Genomic DNA, 22,652 nt, shown 5'->3' with positions numbered 1-22,652 from the left:
AATATTTGGGTATAAAATAAATGTGTGGGAGCAATTTTTAGAGATACATAGCAATGTAAAGGTATCAAATACTTATTGCATAATTTATTATGATGACATAATTTTCAGTAGATAGTTGTAAATTAACACTGAAATAGATGTTTATATTAAGAAGACTTTAATATCATAATTAATCAAAATCTTGCGTCAAACATTTAAACGAATTTTAAGTTGATAACAATTGGCTAAACATTGTTCAAACATCACAATGATAAAGCATATTATCAGTATTGTAGTGTGTGGAAAATGACAGCCATCTAAGGAGAAAAATGATGAAAAGAATATTGGTAGTATTTTTAATGTTAGCAATTGTATTAGCAGGTTGTTCTAATAAAGGTGAAAAGTATCAAAAAAGATATTGATAAAGTGTACAAAGAACAGAATCAAATGAATAAAATTGCCTCGAAAGTACAAAACACTATTAAAACAGACATTAAACAAGAAGACAGTAATACACATGTCTATAAAAATGGTAAAGTCATTGTTATTGGTATTCAATTGTATAAAGATCGTGAAAAAATGTATTATTTCGCATATGAAATAAAAGATGGTAAGGCAGAGATTAATAGAGAAATAGACCCAATTAAGTATATGAAAGACCATAAAGCAGATTATGAAGATGAAAATGTAGAAGTGGAAAAAAAATAACGTATGCTTTCTTTAAAACTTTTAACCAGTTTCAAAAAATAAATGAGCTTTAGCGATAATAATTTTTACAATAAACACGATATAAATTTAAATATTTATATATAAGAACACAAACGTAAGTTTGTAAATAATAATAAAGGAGTAAGGCAATGGAAAAATCGATCAAAATAATGACAATAATAGGAATTGTTGTTCAAGGTTTAGCAACGGTATTTAGTTTACTATTGATGGTTTTAGCAGCATCAGGTGTAATGACTACAGATGTGTCAACAACAGTTAATGGTGAGGTTGACCCAGTTGATGCAGAAACAGCAGCAGCAATTTTCACTGTATTATTCTTATTCCTATTCATATTTGGAATCATTTCAATTATTTTAGGTGCAATCGGTATGTTTAAAGCATCTAAAAACAAAAAAATGAGTGGAATATTGTTGATTATTGGAGCTGTAATAAGTGGTAACATAATTACATTTGCTTTATGGTTAGTCAGTGGTATTAAACTCCTTACTAATAACAAGCCTAAAGATGAAATAAGCGACTTATCATAAACATCGTATATTGAAATTTCAAGATTTCTTAAGTAATTATATTTCTGTTAGTTTTTAATAAATTAACCAATTAAATAAATTGCTCTCTTAGAAGTAGATTTTCAGTCAATAACTGCTTTTAAGAGAGCATTTTGTATTTGATAATGCTCATAGCATCGGACAAAAACCATTGACGAACTTTAAAAAAATACGTTAGACAATGCACTTCTAAATATTAAAGGCATCGACTAACGCATTGTTCAAATAGAGTTAATTATTTTTATAAAATTGATGATGATCATTCAAGTAAGCATAGAATAAACCTATAATGAGACCGCCTCCGATATAGTTACCGATAAAAGCGGCAGCAATATTTGAAATAGCAGGAATGAAGTGCAATGTATCAACTTGATAAATTAAGCCTCCCATAAACAAGCAACTGTTGTAAACGACATGTTCATAACCCATAAAGGCGAATATGGTAACACCGAACATCATGACAAACATTTTTGCAAGTACATCGTCAATTTGCATGGCGATAACTAATGAAATATTAATAAAAAAGTTGGCGAATATCGCTTTCATTAATATACTTACAAACCCAGTAGACAACGTTTTATGTTCTATAACTGCTGATAATTGATTTAACATATCTGGCGTCATTACATTTGAAAAACGCATGAAACTAAATAAAATAGCAGCACCTAAAATATTTCCTGCAAAGCACAATAAAAATATTTTCAATACTCTAGTCGGTTTAATTACTTTATAATACAGGCCTACAGTAAAGTACATGAAGTTACTGGTTAGTAGTTCGGAGTTTGTAAATAAAATGAGTACTAACGCAAAACTGAATGTAATGGCGCTGGCCATATTCACAATGCCTGGCGGTAAATCTGGTTCGTGTGTTGCTTTAACTGATAATACGAAGACCGTAATAATCCCGATAATAAATCCTGCCATCATCGCGCGTAATAGATAACGTTTTAAATAAACGCTTTGTAATATATCTTTCGTTCTTATCGTTTCGACTACGTTATTTACCCAGTCGTCCCCATAAAATATTTTATCCCATTTAATATGTTTCTCCTTCACAATGACATCCTCACTTTTCATTTGTTAATCAGAGTATACTATGAATCGCCTTATTTGTGAATAATTTCACAAAATTAATTTCACAAAATTAATTTTAAAAACTAATATTTTTGAATAACAGCTAGGATTTTTTAACAAATCATTTATTTTAAAATAATTAATAGACAGACGGTATCACTGAAAAGTCATGAATTTCATATAAAAAAGCCTAGTAACGATGGGTCAATCATTACTAGGCAGTGAGCATTTATTAAGTTGTCGCTTGTTTCGGACGACGTATAAATACATCGATGATGAAACCGATAATAGCAAAGAGCATGAATGGTACAAGCCAAGCTAAATCGATATCTGCTAAAGGTAACATCATAAACCATTTCAAAATAACACCGTGTAATAAGTTGAAACTATTTAGTATTTGTAAAATTGAAATAATCAATGTAATAACAGTTGCGAGTCGATAGGCCCAACTGAATCTGAATGTGCTAAACATGTTAGCAAATGATATCAGTACAAGTGCAATAGACACGGGATATATTAATGTCAACAATGGTACAGCAATTTTTAAAATCATTTCTAAACCAAGTGTTGTAAATAAAAATCCTATGATGGAGAAAACAAGTGCGAATATTTTATAAGAAAACTTAGGTACATGTTTCTTAGTAAATGTTGCACAAGCGTTGACGAGTCCTATACATGTTGTTAGGCATGCAAGAATAACCGTCATTCCAAATACGAGGTTACCGAACGAACCAAATACTCGTAATGAGTTGTACGTCAATATATCTGTACCATCTTTAAAGTTTCCTGGAGCTGTTGATGCCCCAACGTATGCAAGTGCAAAGTAAATCATTCCAAGTAATATGGCTGCAATAAGACCTGAAAAGCAGACATATTTTAAAATTTTCATGCGATCTGTGAGGCCTTTAAACTTATAGCCATTGACAATGACTACGGAAAAAGCTAACGCAGCAACAAGATCCATTGTAAAATAGCCTTCCAAACTTCCTGAAATGAAAGGATGTGTTATATATTTATCCTTAGGTGCACTTAGTACAGATTCAGGGTTGAAAATGACAGCAATACTTAATAGAGCGACCATTAATAGTAATAACGGTGTTAATAATTTACCTAAATTATCAACGATTTTCGATGGATTTAAACTAATCCAGTAAACGATAGCAAAAAAGATTGCTGCGAATATAATTAAAGTCCATTGGTTGTGCACAGGTAAAATGTGTCTTGTACCAATTTCGTACGCGACATTTGCAGCACGTGGAATACCGTAAAATGCTCCGATAGACATGTAAATCACGACAGCAAAAATAAACCCGAACCATGGATGTATACGATTGCCTACACTTTCAACACCTTCATCATAAAATGCAACAACAATAACAGTAATAAAGGGGAGTAATATGCCTGTAAGAGCAAAGCCTAGCATACCAATCCACATATTTTGACCCGCTGTATGGCCGAGCATGGGCGGGAATATTAAATTTCCGGCTCCAAAAAATAGTGAAAATAACATGAGGCCCGAAATAATAACTTGTTTTTTCAATGTAATTTCCTTCCTAAAACTAGATATTCATAATAATTTAAAAAATCTGAAAAATAAAAACGTTCTTACTTTATCTTTAAATGACAATACTATGATTCTATTATTTTATAAAAAAGATTGCAATAATAACGTCTTGCTATTATTGGATAATGACAATTAAAGTGTCGTTTTTATGAATTAAAATAGGTGAAAGTAAGTTGGAAATACGTTGGAGCGTTGTGATTTTTATGAGAAATTGTATGAGTGAGGACTGCTATTTATAAAAGGTAAACTATGGATGAGTTTATGGTTGTTCCAATAGGTAAACAAGAGATAGCACACTGTACACATAATGATACGTGGATGAGTGAATATGACTGATAGGAAGGCCTAGTCACTCAAATGAATTAAAGTTTATTACGTGATAAATCACAAATCTCTCTCATGTGATAGGTCTCCCATTAAATCATGCTTATATGAAATGTTCACATATTTGTTAGCTTTTCAAGAAATAATATTAAATATCTTTTCATAGTATAGCAATATTAAATAAATGCATTTATAATTTTAACTGTATTTTAAATATTAATCATGAGGTGATAAGATGAATAAAATTTCAAAGTATATTGCAATAGCATCATTATCGGTAGCGGTTACAGTTTCGGCACCACAAACGACAAATTCTACAGCGTTTGCCAAAAGTTCTGCTGAAGTTCAACAAACACAACAAGCTTCTATACCAGCATCACAAAAGGCGAATCTTGGTAATCAAAATATTATGGCAGTGGCTTGGTATCAAAATTCAGCTGAAGCAAAAGCATTATATTTACAAGGTTATAACAGTGCAAAGACTCAGTTAGATAAAGAGATTAAAAAGAATAAGGGTAAACATAAGTTAGCTATTGCTTTGGATTTAGATGAAACAGTTTTAGATAATTCTCCATATCAAGGCTATGCATCAATACACAATAAACCTTTCCCAGAAGGTTGGCATGAATGGGTACAAGCTGCTAAAGCTAAACCTGTCTATGGCGCAAAAGAATTCTTGAAATATGCTGACAAAAAAGGTGTCGATATCTACTATATTTCTGATAGAGATAAAGAAAAAGATTTAAAGGCAACACAAAAGAACTTAAAACAACAAGGTATCCCTCAAGCTAAGAAGAGTCATATTTTACTAAAAGGTAAAGATGATAAGAGTAAAGAATCACGCAGACAAATAGTTCAAAAGGATCATAAACTTGTCATGCTATTTGGAGATAATTTATTAGACTTTACAGATCCAAAAGAAGCTACAGCTGAATCTCGTGAAGCATTAATTGAAAAACATAAAGACGATTTCGGTAAGAAATATATCATTTTCCCTAACCCAATGTATGGTAGTTGGGAAGCTACGATTTACAACAATAACTATAAAGCAAGTGACAAAGCAAAAGATAAATTACGTAAAAATGCTATTAAGCAATTCGATCCTAAAACAGGCGAAATTAAATAATATATGAATTGGACGTCTACATGTACTTAAAGGTATATGTAGGCGTTTTTAAATTGATCCTTAATTTTAAATGTACCGTACAAAAATAATAGACAATTAATTGCATTTTCCATAAATTTGCTTTTAATATAAAAAGTTCGGGTATAATGAAGGATAAGTGTATGTATAACATTACAGAGCGCAACACGACGTACGTGCATCTAAGAATATAAACAATGTTTAAATCATAGTAGTAGGGAGAGAAATGCATGTTTTTAGCTTGGAATGAAATACGGCGCAACAAATTGAAGTTTGGACTAATTATTGGTGTGTTAACGATGATTAGTTACTTGCTATTTTTATTATCTGGATTGGCGAATGGTCTTATCAATATGAATAAAGAAGGCATTGATAAGTGGCAAGCAGATGCCATTGTTCTAAATAAAGATGCCAATCAAACTGTGCAACAATCTGTTTTTAACAAGAAAGATATTGAAAATAAATACAAGAAACAAGCTACATTGAAGCAAACAGGAGAAATAGTTTCTAATGGTCATCAAAAAGACAATGTCTTAGTGTTCGGTGTTGAAAAGTCATCATTTTTAGTTCCGAGTTTAATAGAAGGGCATAAAGCGACTAAAGATAATGAAGTGTTAGCTGATGAAACACTTAAAAATAAAGGATTTAAAATTGGCGACACATTATCACTATCTCAATCAGATGAAAAATTGCATATCGTAGGTTTTACAGAAAGTGCAAAATATAATGCGTCACCAGTCATTTTCACGAATGACGCTACCATTGCCAAAATCAATCCTAGATTGACTGGAGATAAAATTAATGCAGTTGTTGTACGTGATACAAATTGGAAAGACAAAAAATTAAACCAAGAGCTTGAAGCGGTAAGTATTAATGACTTTATTGAAAATTTACCAGGTTATAAACCACAGAACTTAACATTAAACTTTATGATTTCATTCTTATTTGTCATTTCAGCTACAGTTATAGGTATATTCTTATATGTCATGACATTACAAAAAACAAGTTTATTTGGCATATTAAAGGCTCAAGGATTTACGAATGGCTATTTAGCGAACGTAGTTATTTCACAAACGCTCATATTAGCATTATTTGGTACGGCATTTGGCTTACTGTTAACAGGCGTTACAGGTGCATTTTTACCTGATGCAGTACCTGTCAAATTCGATGTACTAACATTGCTCGTATTTGCAATTGTGTTAATGATTGTCTCTGTATTAGGAAGTTTATTCTCCATTTTAACAATTAGAAAAATAGATCCGTTAAAGGCGATTGGGTAGGAGGTGTAGCAAATGTTGAAATTTGAAAATGTAACAAAGTCATTTAAAGATGGGAATCGTAACATTGAAGCGGTTAAAGATACAAATTTTGAGATAAATAAAGGTGATATTGTAGCATTAGTTGGACCTTCTGGCTCTGGTAAAAGTACATTTCTAACTATGGCAGGTGCTTTACAAACACCGACATCTGGGCACATTTTAATCAATAACCAAGATATTACGACAATGAAGCAAAAAGCATTGGCAAAAGTTAGAATGTCTGAGATAGGTTTTATTTTACAAGCTACAAATCTTGTACCATTTTTAACGGTAAAGCAACAATTTACATTATTGAAAAAGAAAAATAAGAATGTTATGTCTAATGAAGACTATCAGCAACTTATGTCACAATTAGGTCTAACATCATTGCTTAATAAGTTACCTTCAGAAATTTCAGGTGGTCAGAAACAACGTGTGGCGATAGCCAAAGCGTTATATACGAATCCGTCGATTATTTTAGCGGATGAACCTACCGCGGCGTTAGATACTGAAAATGCGATTGAAGTCATTAAAATTCTACGTGATCAAGCCAAAAAAAGAAAGAAAGCATGTATTATTGTTACACATGATGAACGACTTAAAGCATATTGTGATCGTTCATATCATATGAAAGATGGCGTCCTTAATCTTGAAAATGAAACAGTAGAATAGTTTTATTAAGCCGGTACATCATGTGCCGGTATTTTTATGTTTATGTATTATTTGAATAAACTTTCACATTCAATTAATAATAATTATTATCGAAAATTAGAAATATTCCGTGAAATATAATATTTTTTGTAGTAAAATGGCCTCTAAGTATTCAATATTTAAATATGGGGATTGAATATAAAATTATCGTAATGGGGGTCAATGGTTATGGATTTATTAATAGGTACTTTATTTTTATTTTTGGTCTTAGTGATTTTTACATTATTTACATATAAAGCACCTAATGGTATGCGCGCCATGGGAGCATTAGCAAATGCAGCAATCGCAACATTTTTAGTGGAAGCATTTAATAAATATGTTGGTGGTGAAGTATTCGGTATTAAATTTTTAGAAGAGCTAGGAGACGCTGCGGGAGGTCTAGGTGGTGTCGCTGCCGCTGGATTAACAGCATTAGCTATCGGTGTGTCACCAGTATATGCATTAGTTATAGCAGCCGCGTGCGGTGGTATGGATTTATTACCAGGTTTCTTTGCGGGTTATATGATTGGATATGTGATGAAATATACAGAGAAATATGTGCCGGATGGTGTCGACTTAATTGGATCGATTGTCATCTTAGCGCCATTAGCTCGTCTTATTGCAGTATTATTAACGCCAGTAGTGAATAGTACATTGATTCGAATTGGTGATATTATCCAAAGTAGTACGAATACGAATCCAATTATCATGGGTATCATTTTAGGTGGTATTATTACGGTTGTCGGCACAGCGCCATTGAGTTCAATGGCATTGACAGCATTATTAGGTTTAACGGGTGTACCTATGGCTATTGGTGCCATGGCAGCATTTAGTTCGGCATTTATGAATGGGACGCTATTCCATCGCTTAAAATTAGGTGATCGTAAGTCTACGATTGCAGTAAGTATTGAACCTTTATCACAAGCAGATATTGTATCAGCCAATCCAATTCCAATCTATATTACAAATTTCTTTGGTGGTGCGATTGCTGGTTTAATTATTGCTATGTCAGGTTTAATTAACGATGCGACAGGTACAGCTACACCGATTGCAGGATTTTTAGTAATGTTTGGATTTAATCATCCAATGACTATTGTAATTTATGGTGTAGTAATGGCGATTGTAGGTGCGCTTGCAGGTTATCTTGGTTCAATCGTATTTAAAAAATATCCAATTGTTACTAAGCAAGACATGATTAATCGAGGTGCAGTTGACGCATAGCATCATCATATTGAATAGTAAAAACAAATAAAACATAGTAACGTGATTCAGTCGATGAAAAAATCGATAATGAGTCACGTTTTTTTATAGAAAAATATAAGACATAAAAATGTCATAATTTATAGTCGACAAATATCACGCCACATAAACACTTATCATTTTCGTAGGTGCCTTTTACTTTATGGAATGAACTTACTTTTTACGAAATTATGCGTATTTTATAAACAAATATCATTGATATAACGGTAAATGTAAGCGTTTACAACAGAAATAACTGCATGCTACGATATTTTTGTAAATTCACTGATTCAAGTATTTTAAGTCAATATGAGGAGGGATGTTATGAGCGATTCTGAGAAAGAAATTTTAAAAAGAATTAAAGATAATCCGTTTATTTCACAACGTGAACTTGCTGAGGCAATTGGATTATCTAGACCCAGCGTAGCAAACATTATTTCAGGATTAATACAAAAGGAATATGTTATGGGAAAGGCATATGTTTTAAATGAAGATTATCCTATTGTTTGTATTGGCGCAGCGAATGTAGATCGTAAGTTTTATGTGCATAAAGATTTAGTTGCAGAAACATCAAATCCTGTAACGTCAACACGCTCTATTGGTGGCGTAGCAAGAAATATTGCTGAGAACTTAGGTAGGCTTGGCGAAACGGTCGCTTTTTTATCTGCTAGTGGACAAGATAGTGAATGGGAAATGATTAAACGATTGTCCACACCATTTATGAATTTGGATCATGTTCAACAATTTGAAAATGCGAGTACAGGTTCATATACAGCTTTAATTAGTAAAGAAGGCGACATGACATATGGCTTAGCAGATATGGAAGTGTTTGACTACATTACGCCTGAATTTTTAATTAAGCGTTCACACTTATTGAAAAAGGCTAAGTGCATTATTGTCGATTTGAATTTAGGCAAAGAGGCATTAAACTTCTTATGTGCCTATACCACGAAACATCAAATCAAATTAGTTATCACCACGGTTTCTTCCCCAAAAATGAAAAATATGCCTGATTCATTACATGCTATTGATTGGATTATCACGAATAAAGATGAAACAGAAACATACTTAAATTTAAAAATAGAATCTACTGATGATTTAAAAATAGCTGCTAAACGCTGGAATGATTTAGGTGTTAAAAATGTTATTGTGACAAATGGCGTGAAAGAACTCATTTATCGAAGTGGTGAGGAAGAAATCATCAAGTCAGTTATGCCATCAAATAGTGTGAAAGATGTTACAGGTGCAGGTGATTCATTCTGTGCTGCAGTAGTGTATAGCTGGTTAAATGGGATGTCTACTGAAGATATATTAATTGCTGGTATGGTTAATGCAAAGAAAACGATAGAAACGAAATATACAGTTAGGCAAAACCTAGATCAACAGCAACTTTATCACGATATGGAGGATTATAAAAATGGCAAATTTACAAAAGTATATTGAGTATTCTCGAGAAGTTCAGCAAGCACGGGAGAACAATCAACCGATTGTAGCATTAGAATCAACAATTATTTCGCATGGTATGCCGTACCCACAAAATGTTGAAATGGTAACAACAGTAGAGCAAATTATCAGGAATAATGGTGCCATTCCAGCAACCATAGCCATTATAGATGGCAAAATTAAAATTGGTTTAGAAAGCGAAGATTTAGAAATACTGGCAACTAGTAAAGACGTTGCTAAAGTATCTAGAAGGGATTTAGCAGAAGTTGTTGCGATGAAGCGTATTGGTGCTACTACTGTAGCGACGACGATGATATGTGCTGCAATGGCTGGTATTCAATTTTTTGTTACTGGAGGTATTGGGGGTGTCCATAAAGGTGCAGAACATACGATGGACATTTCAGCAGACTTAGAAGAATTGTCTAAAACAAATGTCACTGTTATCTGTGCAGGTGCCAAATCAATTTTAGACTTACCTAAGACGATGGAATATTTAGAAACAAAAGGCGTTCCAGTTATTGGATATCAAACGAATGAATTGCCAGCATTCTTCACTCGCGAAAGCGGTGTTAAGTTAACAAGTTCGGTTGAAACGCCAGAACGACTTGCTGACATTCATTTAACAAAACAGCAGTTAAATCTTGAAGGTGGCATTGTTGTTGCTAATCCAATTCCATATGAGCATGCCTTATCAAAAGCATATATTGAGGCAATCATAAATGAAGCTGTTGTTGAAGCCGAAAATCAAGGTATTAAAGGTAAGGACGCCACACCGTTCTTGTTAGGGAAAATTGTAGAAAAAACGAATGGTAAAAGTTTAGCAGCAAATATAAAACTTGTTGAAAACAATGCGGTGTTGGGTGCTAAAATTGCTGTCGCTGTTAATAAATTATTGTAGGTGATGATACATGAATATTTTATTCGCTATCACAGGGATAGCATTTGCACTATTTGTTGCGTTTTTATTCAGTTATGATCGTAAAAACATAGACTTCAAAAAGACGTTAATAATGATATTTATTCAAGTGTTGATTGTGATATTTATGATGAACACAACGATTGGTTTAACAATCTTAACTGCATTAGGTTCTTTTTTTGAAGGGTTAATAAATGTTAGTAAAGCAGGTATAAACTTTGTTTTTGGAGATATACAAAATAAAAATGGCTTTACATTCTTTTTAAATGTGTTGCTGCCATTAGTGTTCATTTCTGTATTAATAGGCATTTTTAATTATATTAAGGTATTACCATTTATTATCAAATATGTAGGTATTGCTATTAATAAAATAACGAGAATGGGGCGTTTAGAAAGTTACTTTGCTATTTCGACAGCGATGTTTGGACAGCCAGAAGTGTATTTAACTATAAAAGATATTATACCAAAGTTGTCTAGAGCAAAATTATATACAATTGCGACATCTGGTATGAGTGCTGTTAGTATGGCAATGTTGGGTTCATATATGCAGATGATTGAGCCTAAGTTCGTAGTTACAGCAGTAATGTTAAATATTTTTAGTGCGCTTATCATCGCCAGTGTAATCAATCCCTATAAATCTGATGATACTGATGTTGAAATTGATAACTTAACGAAATCCACAGAAACTAAAACATTGAATGGAAAAACAGGGAAACCTAAGAAAGTTGCCTTTTTCCAAATGATTGGTGATAGTGCGATGGATGGGTTTAAAATCGCTGTTGTAGTAGCCGTAATGTTGTTAGCATTTATTTCATTAATGGAAGCAATTAATATCATGTTTGGTAGTGTTGGTTTGAACTTTAAACAGCTTATTGGCTATGTGTTTGCACCAATCGCATTCTTAATGGGGATTCCATGGAGCGAAGCTGTTCCAGCTGGCTCTTTAATGGCGACCAAATTAATTACAAATGAGTTTGTAGCAATGCTTGATTTTAAAAATGTCCTGGGTGATGTATCTGCTCGAACACAAGGTATCATTTCAGTTTACTTAGTAAGCTTCGCTAATTTTGGTACGGTTGGTATCATCGTAGGTTCAATTAAAGGCATTAGTGATAAACAAGGAGAAAAAGTTGCATCCTTTGCAATGAGGCTGTTACTTGGTTCAACTCTAGCTTCAATCATTTCAGGATCAATCATTGGCCTAGTATTATAAATTAATCGAAGTATCTAAATTAAATTCATGGCAAAGCTAAACCCCATCACCAAGGTGGCGCAACAGCGCATCATAACTTAGTGACGGGGTTTTATCATAACAATCTACTTTTTCGTAGCCGTTTTTGAAATGTATGTTGATGGTTTATCTTTTTCAAAAATTGTTAATCCCGTTATATCTTTTTTATGTTTTGAAGGGACAATGAAGCTAAGTATATAAGCAAAGACAAAAGCAACTGTAAATGAAATGGTAGATACATAGAAAGGTGAGTTACCTTTGCCAACACCATTATAGACATAAGCAAAGATGATACCCAATATTAATCCACAAATAACACCGAATGTATTCGTACGTTTAGTGAAAATACCAACTGCAAATACACCAGCCAATGGAACGCCGAATAATCCAGTTACAAACAAGAATAAATCCCATAAGTCATTTGAATTAGAAGCAATTAAGTATAGTGACATTCCAAAACCGAAAATACCTGCAATGATGATAATGAAACGTGCAAAGTTAACTTCGTGTCGTTCGCTACCTTTTCCGAAGAAGCGTTGCTTAATGTCGATTGAAATACAAGCAGATATAGAATTTAAACTAGATGAAATGGTAGACTGTGCAGCTGCGAAAATGGCTGCAATAAGTAATCCTGCTACAAATGGTGGCATCTCAGTCAAAATGAAATATGGCACTACAGATGATGTATTGAAGCCTTTTGGTAAAACAGCTTCATGTGCATAAAATGAATACAACATTGTACCCATACCATAAAATAAGGGTGCTGAAATTAAAGCTAGGATACCATTTGTCCATAACGATTTATTTGTTTCTTTTAAACTATCAGAAGCTTGATAACGCTGCACGACGTCTTGACTCGCCGTGTATTGATACAAATTGTTGAAAATATTTCCTAGGAAAATAATTGGAATGGCAGCTGCTGCAGTATTCAGTTTCCAATTGTCTGCACTAATTAATTTTTTGTGCTCAATCGCATCTGCAAAGACAGTGCCAAAACCGCCTTTAATGTTCATAACACCAAGAATGATGATAACTAAAGCGCCGCCTAATAGAATGACGCCTTGAATGAAATCACTCCAAACCACACCTTCGAAACCACCTAAAAATGTATATAAAATACATAGTAAACCAACGAGTGATGCAACGATATAAGGGTTCATGTCTGATACAGATGTAATCGCTAATGTTGGTAAGTAGATAACGATTGCTACACGCCCTAGATGATAAACGACAAATAATAATGAGCCAATAACACGAATGCTAGGTCCGAAACGTGCTTCTAGATATTCATATGCAGATGTTACCTTTAACTTTTTAAAGAATGGAACATAGAAATAAATGAGTAATGGAATAATTGCTACGATAGCGATGTTACCTGCAATATATGACCAATCTGTTAAAAATGCTTTCTCTGGTGTAGACATAAACGTAATTGCACTTAATGTAGTGGCATAAATTGAAAACCCAACTACCCAAGATGGCAAGCGACCACTTGCAGTAAAGAAACTATTCGTACTTTGGCTCGCGCGCTTAGTAAAATAAACGCCAATGAGTAACATAGCTAGTAGATATATGATAACGGCAACCCAGTTTAGTGTGCCAAACCCAACTTCTTTCATGGGCAACATCCCCTTTACAATGTATTGATTCTTTGATGTCTATAAATCGTATTTTGCAATGAGTTGATCTAATGTTTGTCGATGTGCTTCGTTAAAAGGTTTGAATGGACGTTTCGGTAATCCTGCATCAATGCCACGGTGACGTAGTATTTCTTTCAATGTTGGATAAATCCCCATTGATAACACTGTTTCGATGATGTCGTTTGAATCATGTTGTAGTTGGTAAGCTTCTTGAATTTGACCTTGTCTTGCTAAGTCGAAGATTTTTCTAGCGCGGCGACCATTAACGTTATATGTAGAACCAATTGCACCATCTACGCCAGAAATCGTAGCTTGAACTAACATTTCATCAAAGCCAGATAAGATTAATTTGTCTGGGAATGCTTTTCTAATACGTTCGAGTAGGAAGAAGTTTGGCGCTGTATATTTAACACCAACAATTTTTTCGTGATTAAAAAGCTCGCTGAATTGTTCAATAGAAATATTCACACCTGTTAAATCTGGTATTGCATAAATAATCATATTGTTCTGTGTTGCTTCGATAATATCGAAATAGTAATCTCTAATTTCTTCAAAAGTAAATGGATAGTAGAATGGTGTTACGGCAGAAAGTGCATCATAACCGAGTTCTGTGGCATATTTTCCGAGTTCAATGGCTTCATTTAAATCTAACGAACCTACTTGAGCAATCAATTTCACTTTATCCCCAACTGCCTCTTTGGCAACTTTGAAAACTTGCTTCTTCTGTTCTGTATTTAATAAAAAGTTTTCGCCTGAGCTACCATTTACATAAAGACCGTCTAATTCTTCAGTTTCAATGGCATTTTGAGCAATTTGTTTAAGTCCTTGTTCATTTACTTGACCATTTTCATCAAAAGGAACGAGTAACGCTGCATATAAACCTTTTAAATCTTTGTTCATTATGAAGTCCCTCCAAAAATCATTTGATAATATAGTTTACAGCTATAATTGTAAACGCTATCATAAAATGTAACAATATCTTTTTGAAAATTGTAGTCATATTTATGTATAATTAATGAAAATTTTTTTCAAAATCAATAGAAATGGAGTGAGTAAGGTGTATTACATCGCAATCGATATTGGAGGCACTCAAATTAAATCGGCAGTTATTGATAAGCAATTGAATATGTTTGACTATCAACAAATACCAACGCCGGACAACAAAAGTGAGCTTATTACTGACAAAGTATATGAGATTGTAACAGGATATATGAAGCAATATCATTTGATCCAACCTGTCATAGGTATTTCATCAGCAGGCGTTGTTGATGAACAAAAAGGCGAAATTGTATACGCAGGGCCAACCATTCCGAATTATAAAGGTACTAATTTTAAGCGATTATTAAAATCACTGTCTCCTTATGTCAAAGTAAAAAATGATGTAAACGCTGCATTACTAGGAGAATTGAAATTACATCAATATCAAGCAGAACGGATCTTTTGTATGACGCTTGGTACAGGCATTGGTGGTGCGTACAAAAATAATCAAGGCCATATTGATAATGGTGAACTTCATAAGGCAAATGAAGTTGGGTATTTATTGTATCGTCCAACTGAAAATACAACGTTTGAGCAACGTGCTGCAACGAGTGCATTGAAAAAGCGCATGATTGACGGAGGATTTACGAGAAGCACACATGTGCCAGTATTGTTTGAAGCAGCTGAAGAAGGTGATGATATTGCAAAACAAATATTGAATGAGTGGGCAGAAGATGTAGCAGAAGGGATTGCCCAAATACAAGTCATGTATGATCCAGGGCTTATATTAATTGGTGGCGGTATATCTGAACAAGGAGACAATCTCATTAAATATATCGAGCCGAAAGTTGCACACTATTTACCAAAAGACTATGTTTATGCACCAATACAAACGACTAAGAGTAAAAATGATGCAGCATTATATGGCTGTTTGCAATGATGGTTGAAAGAAGGAGTCATTCTAAAATAGAATTTGAAACCGTTACGAGAGATGAGAGCTGTTGTTAGTTCCACAGATTATGTTATATCCATGACCAATCTAAACTATATCAACCAACAGTGTGACACGGGCATATTAAATTGAAGAAGCTGAGATATTAAAATTTTAGAAAATGTAAAAAATATTTGGTATTGAAATTAAAAAAGCACCTAGCAACTCGTTGGGACAATCACGATGATTGTCTACAGTTGCAGGTGGATTTGAATATACTACTAGTTATTTGTTGTCTAGGATAATAGATTTAGTATGTTGATAAGTTTGACTCAGATTCGTATTTTCTAATAAATGATAGCTCACGATATCGATTAAAAAGAGTGTCGCAATTTGTGTGTTGATAAATTGATGGTCGGTATTACGCGATTGATCCGTTGTTAAAAGTACTAAATCTGCACAATCTGTAAGTTTACTACCTTCGAAATTTGTGATGGCAACGACATATGCACCATGAGATTTGGCGACTTCCGCTGCAGAAATTAATTCCGAAGTATTACCACTATTTGACATAGCAATAAACATATCCGAATGAGATAGTAGGGATGCCGATATTTTCATTAAATGTGAATCGGTAGTAACATTACCTTTTAGCCCCATACGAATCATACGATAATAAAATTCAGTCGCTGATAAACCAGAGCTACCTAGTCCAGCAAAGAGTATATGTCGACTTGATTGAAGTTTGTCGATAAAGGTTTGGATAATGTCGTTATCAATAAATTCACCAGTTTGTTGAATGATTTGTTGATGATATTTATGAATTCTTTGAATAATTGGGCTATTTTCAATAACTGTCTCTGTCATTTCTTGTTGAATATTAAATTTTAAATCTTGGAAATTCTCATAATCCAGCTTATGACTAAAGCGTGTCATCGTTGCTGGTGATGTACCAATCGCATGGGCTAAGGAGTTAATCGTTGAAAAGGCATCGCTATAGCCATTTTGTCTTATATAATTGACGATGCGTTTATCAGTTTTTGTAAATAAATGTTGATAACGTTGAACACGATTCTCAAATTTCATTGTGTCACCCCTTCATCTTAATGATTACTATTATATATGAAAAATATTTTCAAGATAGTAAAAAGCATTGATAAAAATTATCTTAATGATATATTGTAAATGACTTTACGTGAAAAAACGACTTATGGAGTGAGGAATAATGTTACCACATGGATTAATAGTATCTTGTCAGGCACTACCAGATGAACCATTGCATTCATCTTTTATTATGTCGAAAATGGCATTAGCTGCGTATGAAGGTGGTGCTGTTGGTATTCGTGCAAATACTAAGGAAGACATTTTAGCAATTAAAGAAACGGTAGATTTACCAGTTATTGGCATTGTGAAACGTGACTATGATCACTCAGATGTTTTCATTACAGCAACGTCAAAAGAAGTTGATGAACTGATAGAAAGCCAATGTGAAGTCATTGCATTGGATGCAACGTTACAGCAACGTCCGAAAGAAACGTTAGACGAATTAGTATCATATATTAGAACACATGCACCGAACGTTGAAATCATGGCTGATATCGCGACCGTTGAAGAAGCTAAAAATGCGGCACGACTTGGCTTTGATTATATTGGCACGACGTTACATGGCTATACTAGTTATACGCAAGGACAATTACTTTATCAAAATGACTTCCAATTTCTAAAAGATGTACTACAAAGTGTTGATGCAAAAGTTATTGCGGAAGGTAATGTCATTACACCGGATATGTATAAACGCGTGATGGACTTAGGCGTTCATTGTTCAGTCGTTGGTGGTGCGATAACACGACCAAAAGAAATTACGAAACGTTTTGTTCAAATTATGGAAGATTAAATGATAACGATAAAAAACGAGATGACCATCATTAATTAAAGGTACCTAATTATCTTAGGTGGCTGAATGAATGTAATGGGTTCATCTCGTTTTGTTTGTTTATGATAGTGATTTTATTTTCAACTTTATCCAAAAATAAGTAAAGCGACGGGGATGGTGATTAATAGCGACAATGCCACGCGTAAAAACCAAATGATGATGAGTTTCCAGACAGGTATTTTAATTTCAGTTGCTAGTATACATGGCACTAATGCTGAGAAAAAGATAATGGCTGATACGCTTACTACACCGACGACAAATTTAGTACTCATTGCAGCTTTAGTTACTAACAAAGATGGTAGAAACATTTCTACAATAGAAATCGCTGAAGCTTTTGCAAGTACAGCCTGATCAGCAATTGGGAAAATATAAATAAATGGATAGAATATGTAGCCAAGCCAATCAATGAATGGTGTATAGTTCGCTACAATCAGCCCTAAAAAACCAATCGATAATATAGAAGGTAAAATACCAACAGTCATTTCTAAACCGTCTTTCAAATTGTCCCAAACGTTCTTCACGAGGGATGGTGTTAATGCATTTTGTTTCATCGCCTCTGCATATGCAGTTTTCAGTCTGCTTCCTTCAATAGCAACTTCTTGTTCTCCTTCTTGTCCGTTATAATATTCTGTTGATTCATTGGTGATTGGCGGTAGCCATGCAGTAATTGCAGTCACGACAAATGTGATGACTAAAGTTATCCAAAAGTATAAATTCCAATGAGGCATTAATCCTAAAGTTTTAGCAATGATAATCATAAAAGTTGCTGAAACTGTTGAAAAGCCAGTCGCAATAATCGTGGCTTCTCGTTTGTTGTACATCCCTTGCTTATAGACACGATTAGTAATCAATAATCCTAAGGAATAACTGCCGACAAACGAAGCCACTGCATCGATAGCGGATTTTCCTGGTGTTTTAAAAATAGGTCTCATAATAGGCTCCATATAAACACCGACAAATTCTAATAAGCCATAACCTACTAATAAAGAAAGCGCAATTGCACCTACTGGAATTAAGATACTTAATGGCATCATTAATTTTTCAAACAAAAACGGACCATAGTTAGCTTTAAATAGTATTGATGGACCGAATTTAAATACATACATTATACCGATCATTGCACCTGCAACTTTAAATAATGTAATGACCAAGTTTGTGATTGAAGTCATAAAAGTACGTCTCACTATTGGTAACGCTGTACCAATTAAAATCATAATCAGTGCAACATAGGGCATAAGTGGACCTATGATTGAGCGAATGGCTAGATGAACATGATCGACGAAAATAGTGTTGTTACCATTAATCGTAAAAGGAATAAAGAAACATAGTATGCCCACTAAACTATAGACAAAAAAACGCCATGCACTTGGTTGTTGTGCATTAGAATGATATTGATTCATTAAAGCAACCCCTTTGTTTAAATGAATACACAAAACTGTATGATGCATCTTCCCCTTAATGAGATGAATCATTGTTTTAATTTAGAAAAATCTGAAAACTTACTATAATTGTATAGTTTGGATTATTTTCAGACCAATACAAATTAACTAATTATATATAGATTGAAACTATATAGCTTAATAAAATATTTATCTTAAATGTTGTTGTGTTGATTCAACGTCACAATTAAAGTATTTATAAATTATTTGAGGATACAGATATTTGTAAATAATTAGTATCGATTTAATATCGTATTATTAAATTTTTATTAATTTTGTAGTCTTAATCAAAAAATAATATATGTCATGTTATATTGAAAGTGCAGTTGTTTTTCATTCTCAAGAGGGGATCAAAAAAATACTTTTGAGGTGATTATATGTTAAGAGGACAAGAAGAAAGAAAGTATAGTATTAGAAAGTATTCAATAGGCGTGGTGTCAGTGTTAGCGGCTACAATGTTTGTTGTGACATCACATGAAGCACAAGCCTCGGAAAAAATACCAACGACTAATGCAGCGGCACAAAAAGAAACACTAAATCAACCGGGAGAACAAGGGAATGCGATAACGTCACATCAAATGCAGTCAGGAAAGCAATTAGACGATATGCATAAAGAGAATGGTAAAAGTGGAACAGTGACAGAAGGTAAAGATATGCTTCAATCATCGAAGCATCAATCAACACAAAATAGTAAAATAATCAGAACGCAAAATGATAATCAAGTAAAGCAAGATTCTGAACGACAAGGTTCTAAACAGTCACATCAAAATAATGCGACTAACAAAACTGAACGCCAAAATGATCAGATTCAAAATACCCATCATGCTGAACGTAATGGATCACAATCGACAACGTCACAATCGAATGATGTTGATAAATCACAACCATCCATTCCGGCACAAAAGGTAATACCAAATCATGATAAAGCAGCACCAACTTCAACAACACCCCCATCTAATGATAAAACTGCACCTAAATCAACAAAAGAACAAGATGCAACCACGGACAAACATCCAAATCAACAAGATACACATCAACCCGCGCATCAAATCATAGATGCAAAGCAAGATGATAATGTTCATCAAAGTAATCAGAAATCACAAGTTGGCGATTTAAGTAAACATATCGATGGTCAAAATTCCCCGGAGAAACCGACAGATAAAAATACTGATAATAAACAACTAATCAAAGATGCGCTTCAAGCGCCTAAAACACGTTCGACTACAAATGCAGCAGCAGATGCTAAAAAGGTTCGACCACTTAAAGCGAATCAAGTACAACCACTTAACAAATATCCAGTTGTTTTTGTACATGGATTTTTAGGATTAGTAGGCGATAATGCACCTGCTTTATACCCAAATTATTGGGGTGGGAATAAATATAAAGTTATCGAAGAATTGAGAAAGCAAGGCTATAATGTACATCAAGCAAGTGTTAGTGCATTTGGTAGCAACTATGATCGTGCTGTAGAACTTTATTATTATATCAAAGGTGGTCGCGTAGATTATGGCGCAGCACATGCAGCTAAATACGGACATGAACGCTATGGTAAGACATATAAAGGAATCATGCCTAATTGGGAACCTGGTAAAAAGGTACATCTTGTAGGGCATAGTATGGGTGGTCAAACAATTCGTTTAATGGAAGAGTTTTTAAGAAATGGTAACAAAGAAGAAATTGCCTATCATAAAGCGCATGGTGGAGAAATATCACCATTATTCACTGGTGGTCATAACAATATGGTTGCATCAATCACAACATTAGCAACACCACATAATGGTTCACAAGCAGCTGATAAGTTTGGAAATACAGAAGCTGTTAGAAAAATCATGTTCGCTTTAAATCGATTTATGGGTAACAAGTATTCGAATATCGATTTAGGATTAACGCAATGGGGCTTTAAACAATTACCAAATGAGAGTTACATTGACTATATAAAACGCGTTAGTAAAAGCAAAATTTGGACATCAGACGATAATGCTGCGTATGATTTAACGTTAAATGGCTCTGCAAAATTGAACAACATGACAAGTATGAATCCAAATATTACGTACACGACTTATACTGGTGTATCATCTCATACTGGTCCATTAGGTTATGAAAATCCTGATTTAGGTACATTTTTCTTAATGGATACAACGAGTAGAATTATTGGTCATGATGCAAGAGAAGAATGGCGTAAAAATGATGGTGTCGTACCAGTAATTTCGTCATTACATCCGTCCAATCAACCATTTGTTAATGTTACGAATGATGAACCTGCCACACGAAGAGGTATCTGGCAAGTTAAACCAATCATACAAGGATGGGATCATGTCGATTTTATCGGTGTAGATTTCCTGGATTTCAAGCGTAAAGGTGCAGAACTCGCCAACTTCTATACAGGTATTATAAATGACTTGTTGCGTGTTGAAGCGACTGAAAGTAAAGGAACACAATTGAAAGCAAGTTAAATTCATATTCGTAATTTAATATGCTATGTATTTTGTGCTACTAACATGGCACGGAAGATATAAGTAGCATCACAGTGTTGAATTTTAAAATAGTAAAGTGAAATAAAGCGCCTGTCTCATTAGCGAAAACTAAAGGGACAGGCGTATCTGTTTATGAGCTTAATAAATTGTATGAATAATATGGTTGATTGAATAACTGTTTATCATGATGATAAATTGGGTTTTTAAAAATAATGGTATATTACGCCGTTGTTATAGCGTTTAAGAAATCAACAACTTTACGATAAATAGTGATTGCTTCGTCATTAGGTCTACGATCAAAATCATGCTCGTTTTTATTCACGCGTTCAAATGTTGAGTGTGGCACATGATTGTGGATGTGTTCGCTTTCTTCAACAGGGACATCATAATCGCCATTACAATGCGCAATGAACACCGGGGGAAGTGTTTTAAGTTCATTTGGTGAGATGTTGTATTTTGAATCAGTATAATCAGCAATGTTAATCATATTGATCCACTCACCTGTACCACGTGCATAACCGTAGATTAAAAAACGTTGGGCGATTTGATCTTGAATAATCGGTGTTGGTGAAGTAAGTTGAGCAAGTACTGTTTCATTCACACTTTGAGCTATTTTAGCGTAATAGCTATTTGCCATTTTAAACGGTTCAGTATTGATGCCACTATAACCATAAAAATCAATAACACCATCAATATCTCTGTCTCGTGCAATTAATAGACTTAAATATGCACCTGATGATCTGCCAAAGGTAAAAATAGGGCAATTAGAATATTGTGATTGAATCGCATCGAATGATGTGAAGATGTCATCGATGATGCAATCAAGGCTTACTTCTGGTAATAAACGATAACTTAGTTGAATTAAATCGTAATGTTCCGTAAGGATATCGATATACTGTGGCGATAAATCATTGGCCTTTCCAAACATTAAACCGCCACCATGAATGTAGACAATGGCACCTTTTGTTGGTTGATGCTTCGCTTTAATAATTGTGTAGGGTAATTCAAATGCATCTTTAGTAATTACTTTATCTTTAATTTCAGTCACGACTATACAGACTCCTTATTTTTGAAATTGATG

The 22,652-nt window shown here is 33.8% G+C and carries 19 protein-coding genes and 1 pseudogene; 12 read left to right on the top strand and 8 right to left on the bottom strand.

Going from position 1 to position 22,652, the window contains the following annotated elements; translation table 11 throughout:
- The first annotated feature begins 311 nt into the window (after nucleotides 1–311).
- A pseudogene (locus tag NST10_RS08575) lies at nucleotides 312–687 on the top strand (DUF4467 domain-containing protein).
- A 149-nt stretch (nucleotides 688–836) separates the two neighbouring features.
- The gene (locus NST10_RS08570) at nucleotides 837–1,235 is read left to right on the top strand and encodes a DUF4064 domain-containing protein (RefSeq protein ID WP_000415673.1); all 399 of its coding nucleotides are present in this window, start codon (nucleotides 837–839) and stop codon (nucleotides 1,233–1,235) included.
- A 249-nt stretch (nucleotides 1,236–1,484) separates the two neighbouring features.
- Here the strand turns inward: NST10_RS08570 and NST10_RS08565 are convergent, their stop codons facing one another.
- A complete protein-coding gene (locus NST10_RS08565; protein ID WP_000659770.1) occupies nucleotides 1,485–2,309 on the bottom strand; it encodes a formate/nitrite transporter family protein in 825 nt (274 codons plus the stop codon).
- A gap of 250 nt (nucleotides 2,310–2,559) precedes the next feature.
- The gene (gene brnQ, locus NST10_RS08560) at nucleotides 2,560–3,867 is read right to left on the bottom strand and encodes a branched-chain amino acid transport system II carrier protein (RefSeq protein WP_000745110.1); all 1,308 of its coding nucleotides are present in this window, start codon (nucleotides 3,865–3,867) and stop codon (nucleotides 2,560–2,562) included.
- A gap of 583 nt (nucleotides 3,868–4,450) precedes the next feature.
- Between brnQ and NST10_RS08555 the strand changes: the two genes are divergently transcribed.
- The 3 genes from NST10_RS08555 to NST10_RS08545 all read left to right on the top strand — a co-directional run bounded on the left by NST10_RS08555 (nucleotide 4,451) and on the right by NST10_RS08545 (nucleotide 7,329).
- Nucleotides 4,451–5,341, top strand: coding sequence for a 5'-nucleotidase, lipoprotein e(P4) family (locus NST10_RS08555; protein ID WP_001033875.1), 891 nt, complete (start codon nucleotides 4,451–4,453; stop codon nucleotides 5,339–5,341).
- Nucleotides 5,342–5,589: 248 nt separating this feature from the next.
- Complete coding sequence (locus NST10_RS08550; protein ID WP_000477931.1) at nucleotides 5,590–6,639, top strand: ABC transporter permease; 1,050 nt, start codon at nucleotides 5,590–5,592, stop codon at nucleotides 6,637–6,639.
- Between the two features lie 12 nt (nucleotides 6,640–6,651).
- Nucleotides 6,652–7,329 (top strand): ABC transporter ATP-binding protein, encoded by a 678-nt coding sequence (locus NST10_RS08545; RefSeq protein WP_000911024.1) that lies wholly within the window; start codon nucleotides 6,652–6,654, stop codon nucleotides 7,327–7,329.
- A gap of 158 nt (nucleotides 7,330–7,487) precedes the next feature.
- On the opposite strand, the gene NST10_RS08540 is transcribed toward NST10_RS08545, so the two are convergent.
- On the bottom strand, nucleotides 7,488–7,628 hold the full coding sequence (locus NST10_RS08540) for a hypothetical protein (RefSeq protein WP_011446983.1): 141 nt from the start codon (nucleotides 7,626–7,628) through the stop codon (nucleotides 7,488–7,490).
- Here NST10_RS08540 and NST10_RS08535 point away from each other — a divergent pair.
- The 4 genes from NST10_RS08535 to NST10_RS08520 all read left to right on the top strand — a co-directional run bounded on the left by NST10_RS08535 (nucleotide 7,579) and on the right by NST10_RS08520 (nucleotide 12,158).
- A complete protein-coding gene (locus NST10_RS08535; protein ID WP_001822575.1) occupies nucleotides 7,579–8,568 on the top strand; it encodes a PTS sugar transporter subunit IIC in 990 nt (329 codons plus the stop codon). The genes NST10_RS08540 and NST10_RS08535 overlap by 50 nt on opposite strands.
- A 342-nt stretch (nucleotides 8,569–8,910) precedes the next feature.
- Nucleotides 8,911–10,029, top strand: a complete 1,119-nt coding sequence (locus tag NST10_RS08530; RefSeq protein ID WP_001283968.1) for a carbohydrate kinase — start codon at nucleotides 8,911–8,913, stop codon at nucleotides 10,027–10,029.
- On the top strand, nucleotides 10,004–10,927 hold the full coding sequence (locus NST10_RS08525; RefSeq protein WP_000002080.1) for a pseudouridine-5'-phosphate glycosidase: 924 nt from the start codon (nucleotides 10,004–10,006) through the stop codon (nucleotides 10,925–10,927). Before NST10_RS08530 ends, NST10_RS08525 begins: the two co-directional genes overlap by 26 nt.
- 10 nt (nucleotides 10,928–10,937) lie before the next feature.
- Nucleotides 10,938–12,158 carry a NupC/NupG family nucleoside CNT transporter gene (locus tag NST10_RS08520; protein ID WP_001022980.1) on the top strand — a complete coding sequence of 407 codons (1,221 nt, stop codon included), beginning with the start codon at nucleotides 10,938–10,940 and terminating at the stop codon, nucleotides 12,156–12,158.
- 104 nt (nucleotides 12,159–12,262) lie between these two features.
- Here NST10_RS08520 and NST10_RS08515 read toward each other — a convergent pair whose 3' ends face one another.
- Both NST10_RS08515 and NST10_RS08510 read right to left on the bottom strand, forming a co-directional pair.
- On the bottom strand, nucleotides 12,263–13,795 hold the full coding sequence (locus NST10_RS08515; protein ID WP_000665741.1) for a sodium:solute symporter: 1,533 nt from the start codon (nucleotides 13,793–13,795) through the stop codon (nucleotides 12,263–12,265).
- 39 nt (nucleotides 13,796–13,834) lie between these two features.
- Complete coding sequence (locus tag NST10_RS08510; protein WP_001030738.1) at nucleotides 13,835–14,716, bottom strand: N-acetylneuraminate lyase; 882 nt, start codon at nucleotides 14,714–14,716, stop codon at nucleotides 13,835–13,837.
- Between the two features lie 157 nt (nucleotides 14,717–14,873).
- Between NST10_RS08510 and NST10_RS08505 the strand changes: the two genes are divergently transcribed.
- Nucleotides 14,874–15,734 (top strand): ROK family protein, encoded by an 861-nt coding sequence (locus NST10_RS08505; RefSeq protein WP_000291432.1) that lies wholly within the window; start codon nucleotides 14,874–14,876, stop codon nucleotides 15,732–15,734.
- 276 nt (nucleotides 15,735–16,010) lie between these two features.
- Here NST10_RS08505 and NST10_RS08500 read toward each other — a convergent pair whose 3' ends face one another.
- Entirely contained in the window at nucleotides 16,011–16,811 is an 801-nt protein-coding gene (locus NST10_RS08500) for a MurR/RpiR family transcriptional regulator (RefSeq protein ID WP_000667382.1), read from the bottom strand.
- Between the two features lie 139 nt (nucleotides 16,812–16,950).
- On the opposite strand from NST10_RS08500, the gene NST10_RS08495 reads away from it, so the two are divergent.
- Entirely contained in the window at nucleotides 16,951–17,619 is a 669-nt protein-coding gene (locus NST10_RS08495) for an N-acetylmannosamine-6-phosphate 2-epimerase (RefSeq protein ID WP_000936720.1), read from the top strand.
- Nucleotides 17,620–17,744: 125 nt separating this feature from the next.
- On the opposite strand, the gene NST10_RS08490 is transcribed toward NST10_RS08495, so the two are convergent.
- Entirely contained in the window at nucleotides 17,745–19,058 is a 1,314-nt protein-coding gene (locus tag NST10_RS08490; RefSeq protein ID WP_001077712.1) for a YjiH family protein, read from the bottom strand.
- Nucleotides 19,059–19,474: 416 nt separating this feature from the next.
- Here NST10_RS08490 and lip2 point away from each other — a divergent pair, with 416 nt between their 5' ends.
- The gene (gene lip2, locus NST10_RS08485) at nucleotides 19,475–21,550 is read left to right on the top strand and encodes a YSIRK domain-containing triacylglycerol lipase Lip2/Geh (protein WP_339209424.1); all 2,076 of its coding nucleotides are present in this window, start codon (nucleotides 19,475–19,477) and stop codon (nucleotides 21,548–21,550) included.
- A gap of 241 nt (nucleotides 21,551–21,791) precedes the next feature.
- Here the strand turns inward: lip2 and NST10_RS08480 are convergent, their stop codons facing one another.
- Nucleotides 21,792–22,619 carry an alpha/beta hydrolase gene (locus NST10_RS08480; protein ID WP_000136022.1) on the bottom strand — a complete coding sequence of 276 codons (828 nt, stop codon included), beginning with the start codon at nucleotides 22,617–22,619 and terminating at the stop codon, nucleotides 21,792–21,794.
- Nucleotides 22,620–22,652: the final 33 nt, after the last annotated feature.

The organism is Staphylococcus sp. FSL W8-0305 (genome assembly GCF_037966415.1).
Classification (GTDB): Bacteria; Bacillota; Bacilli; order Staphylococcales; family Staphylococcaceae; genus Staphylococcus; species Staphylococcus aureus.
The sequence above is the reverse complement of the archived record's forward strand: the minus strand, read 5'-3'. Positions and strand labels throughout refer to the sequence as shown.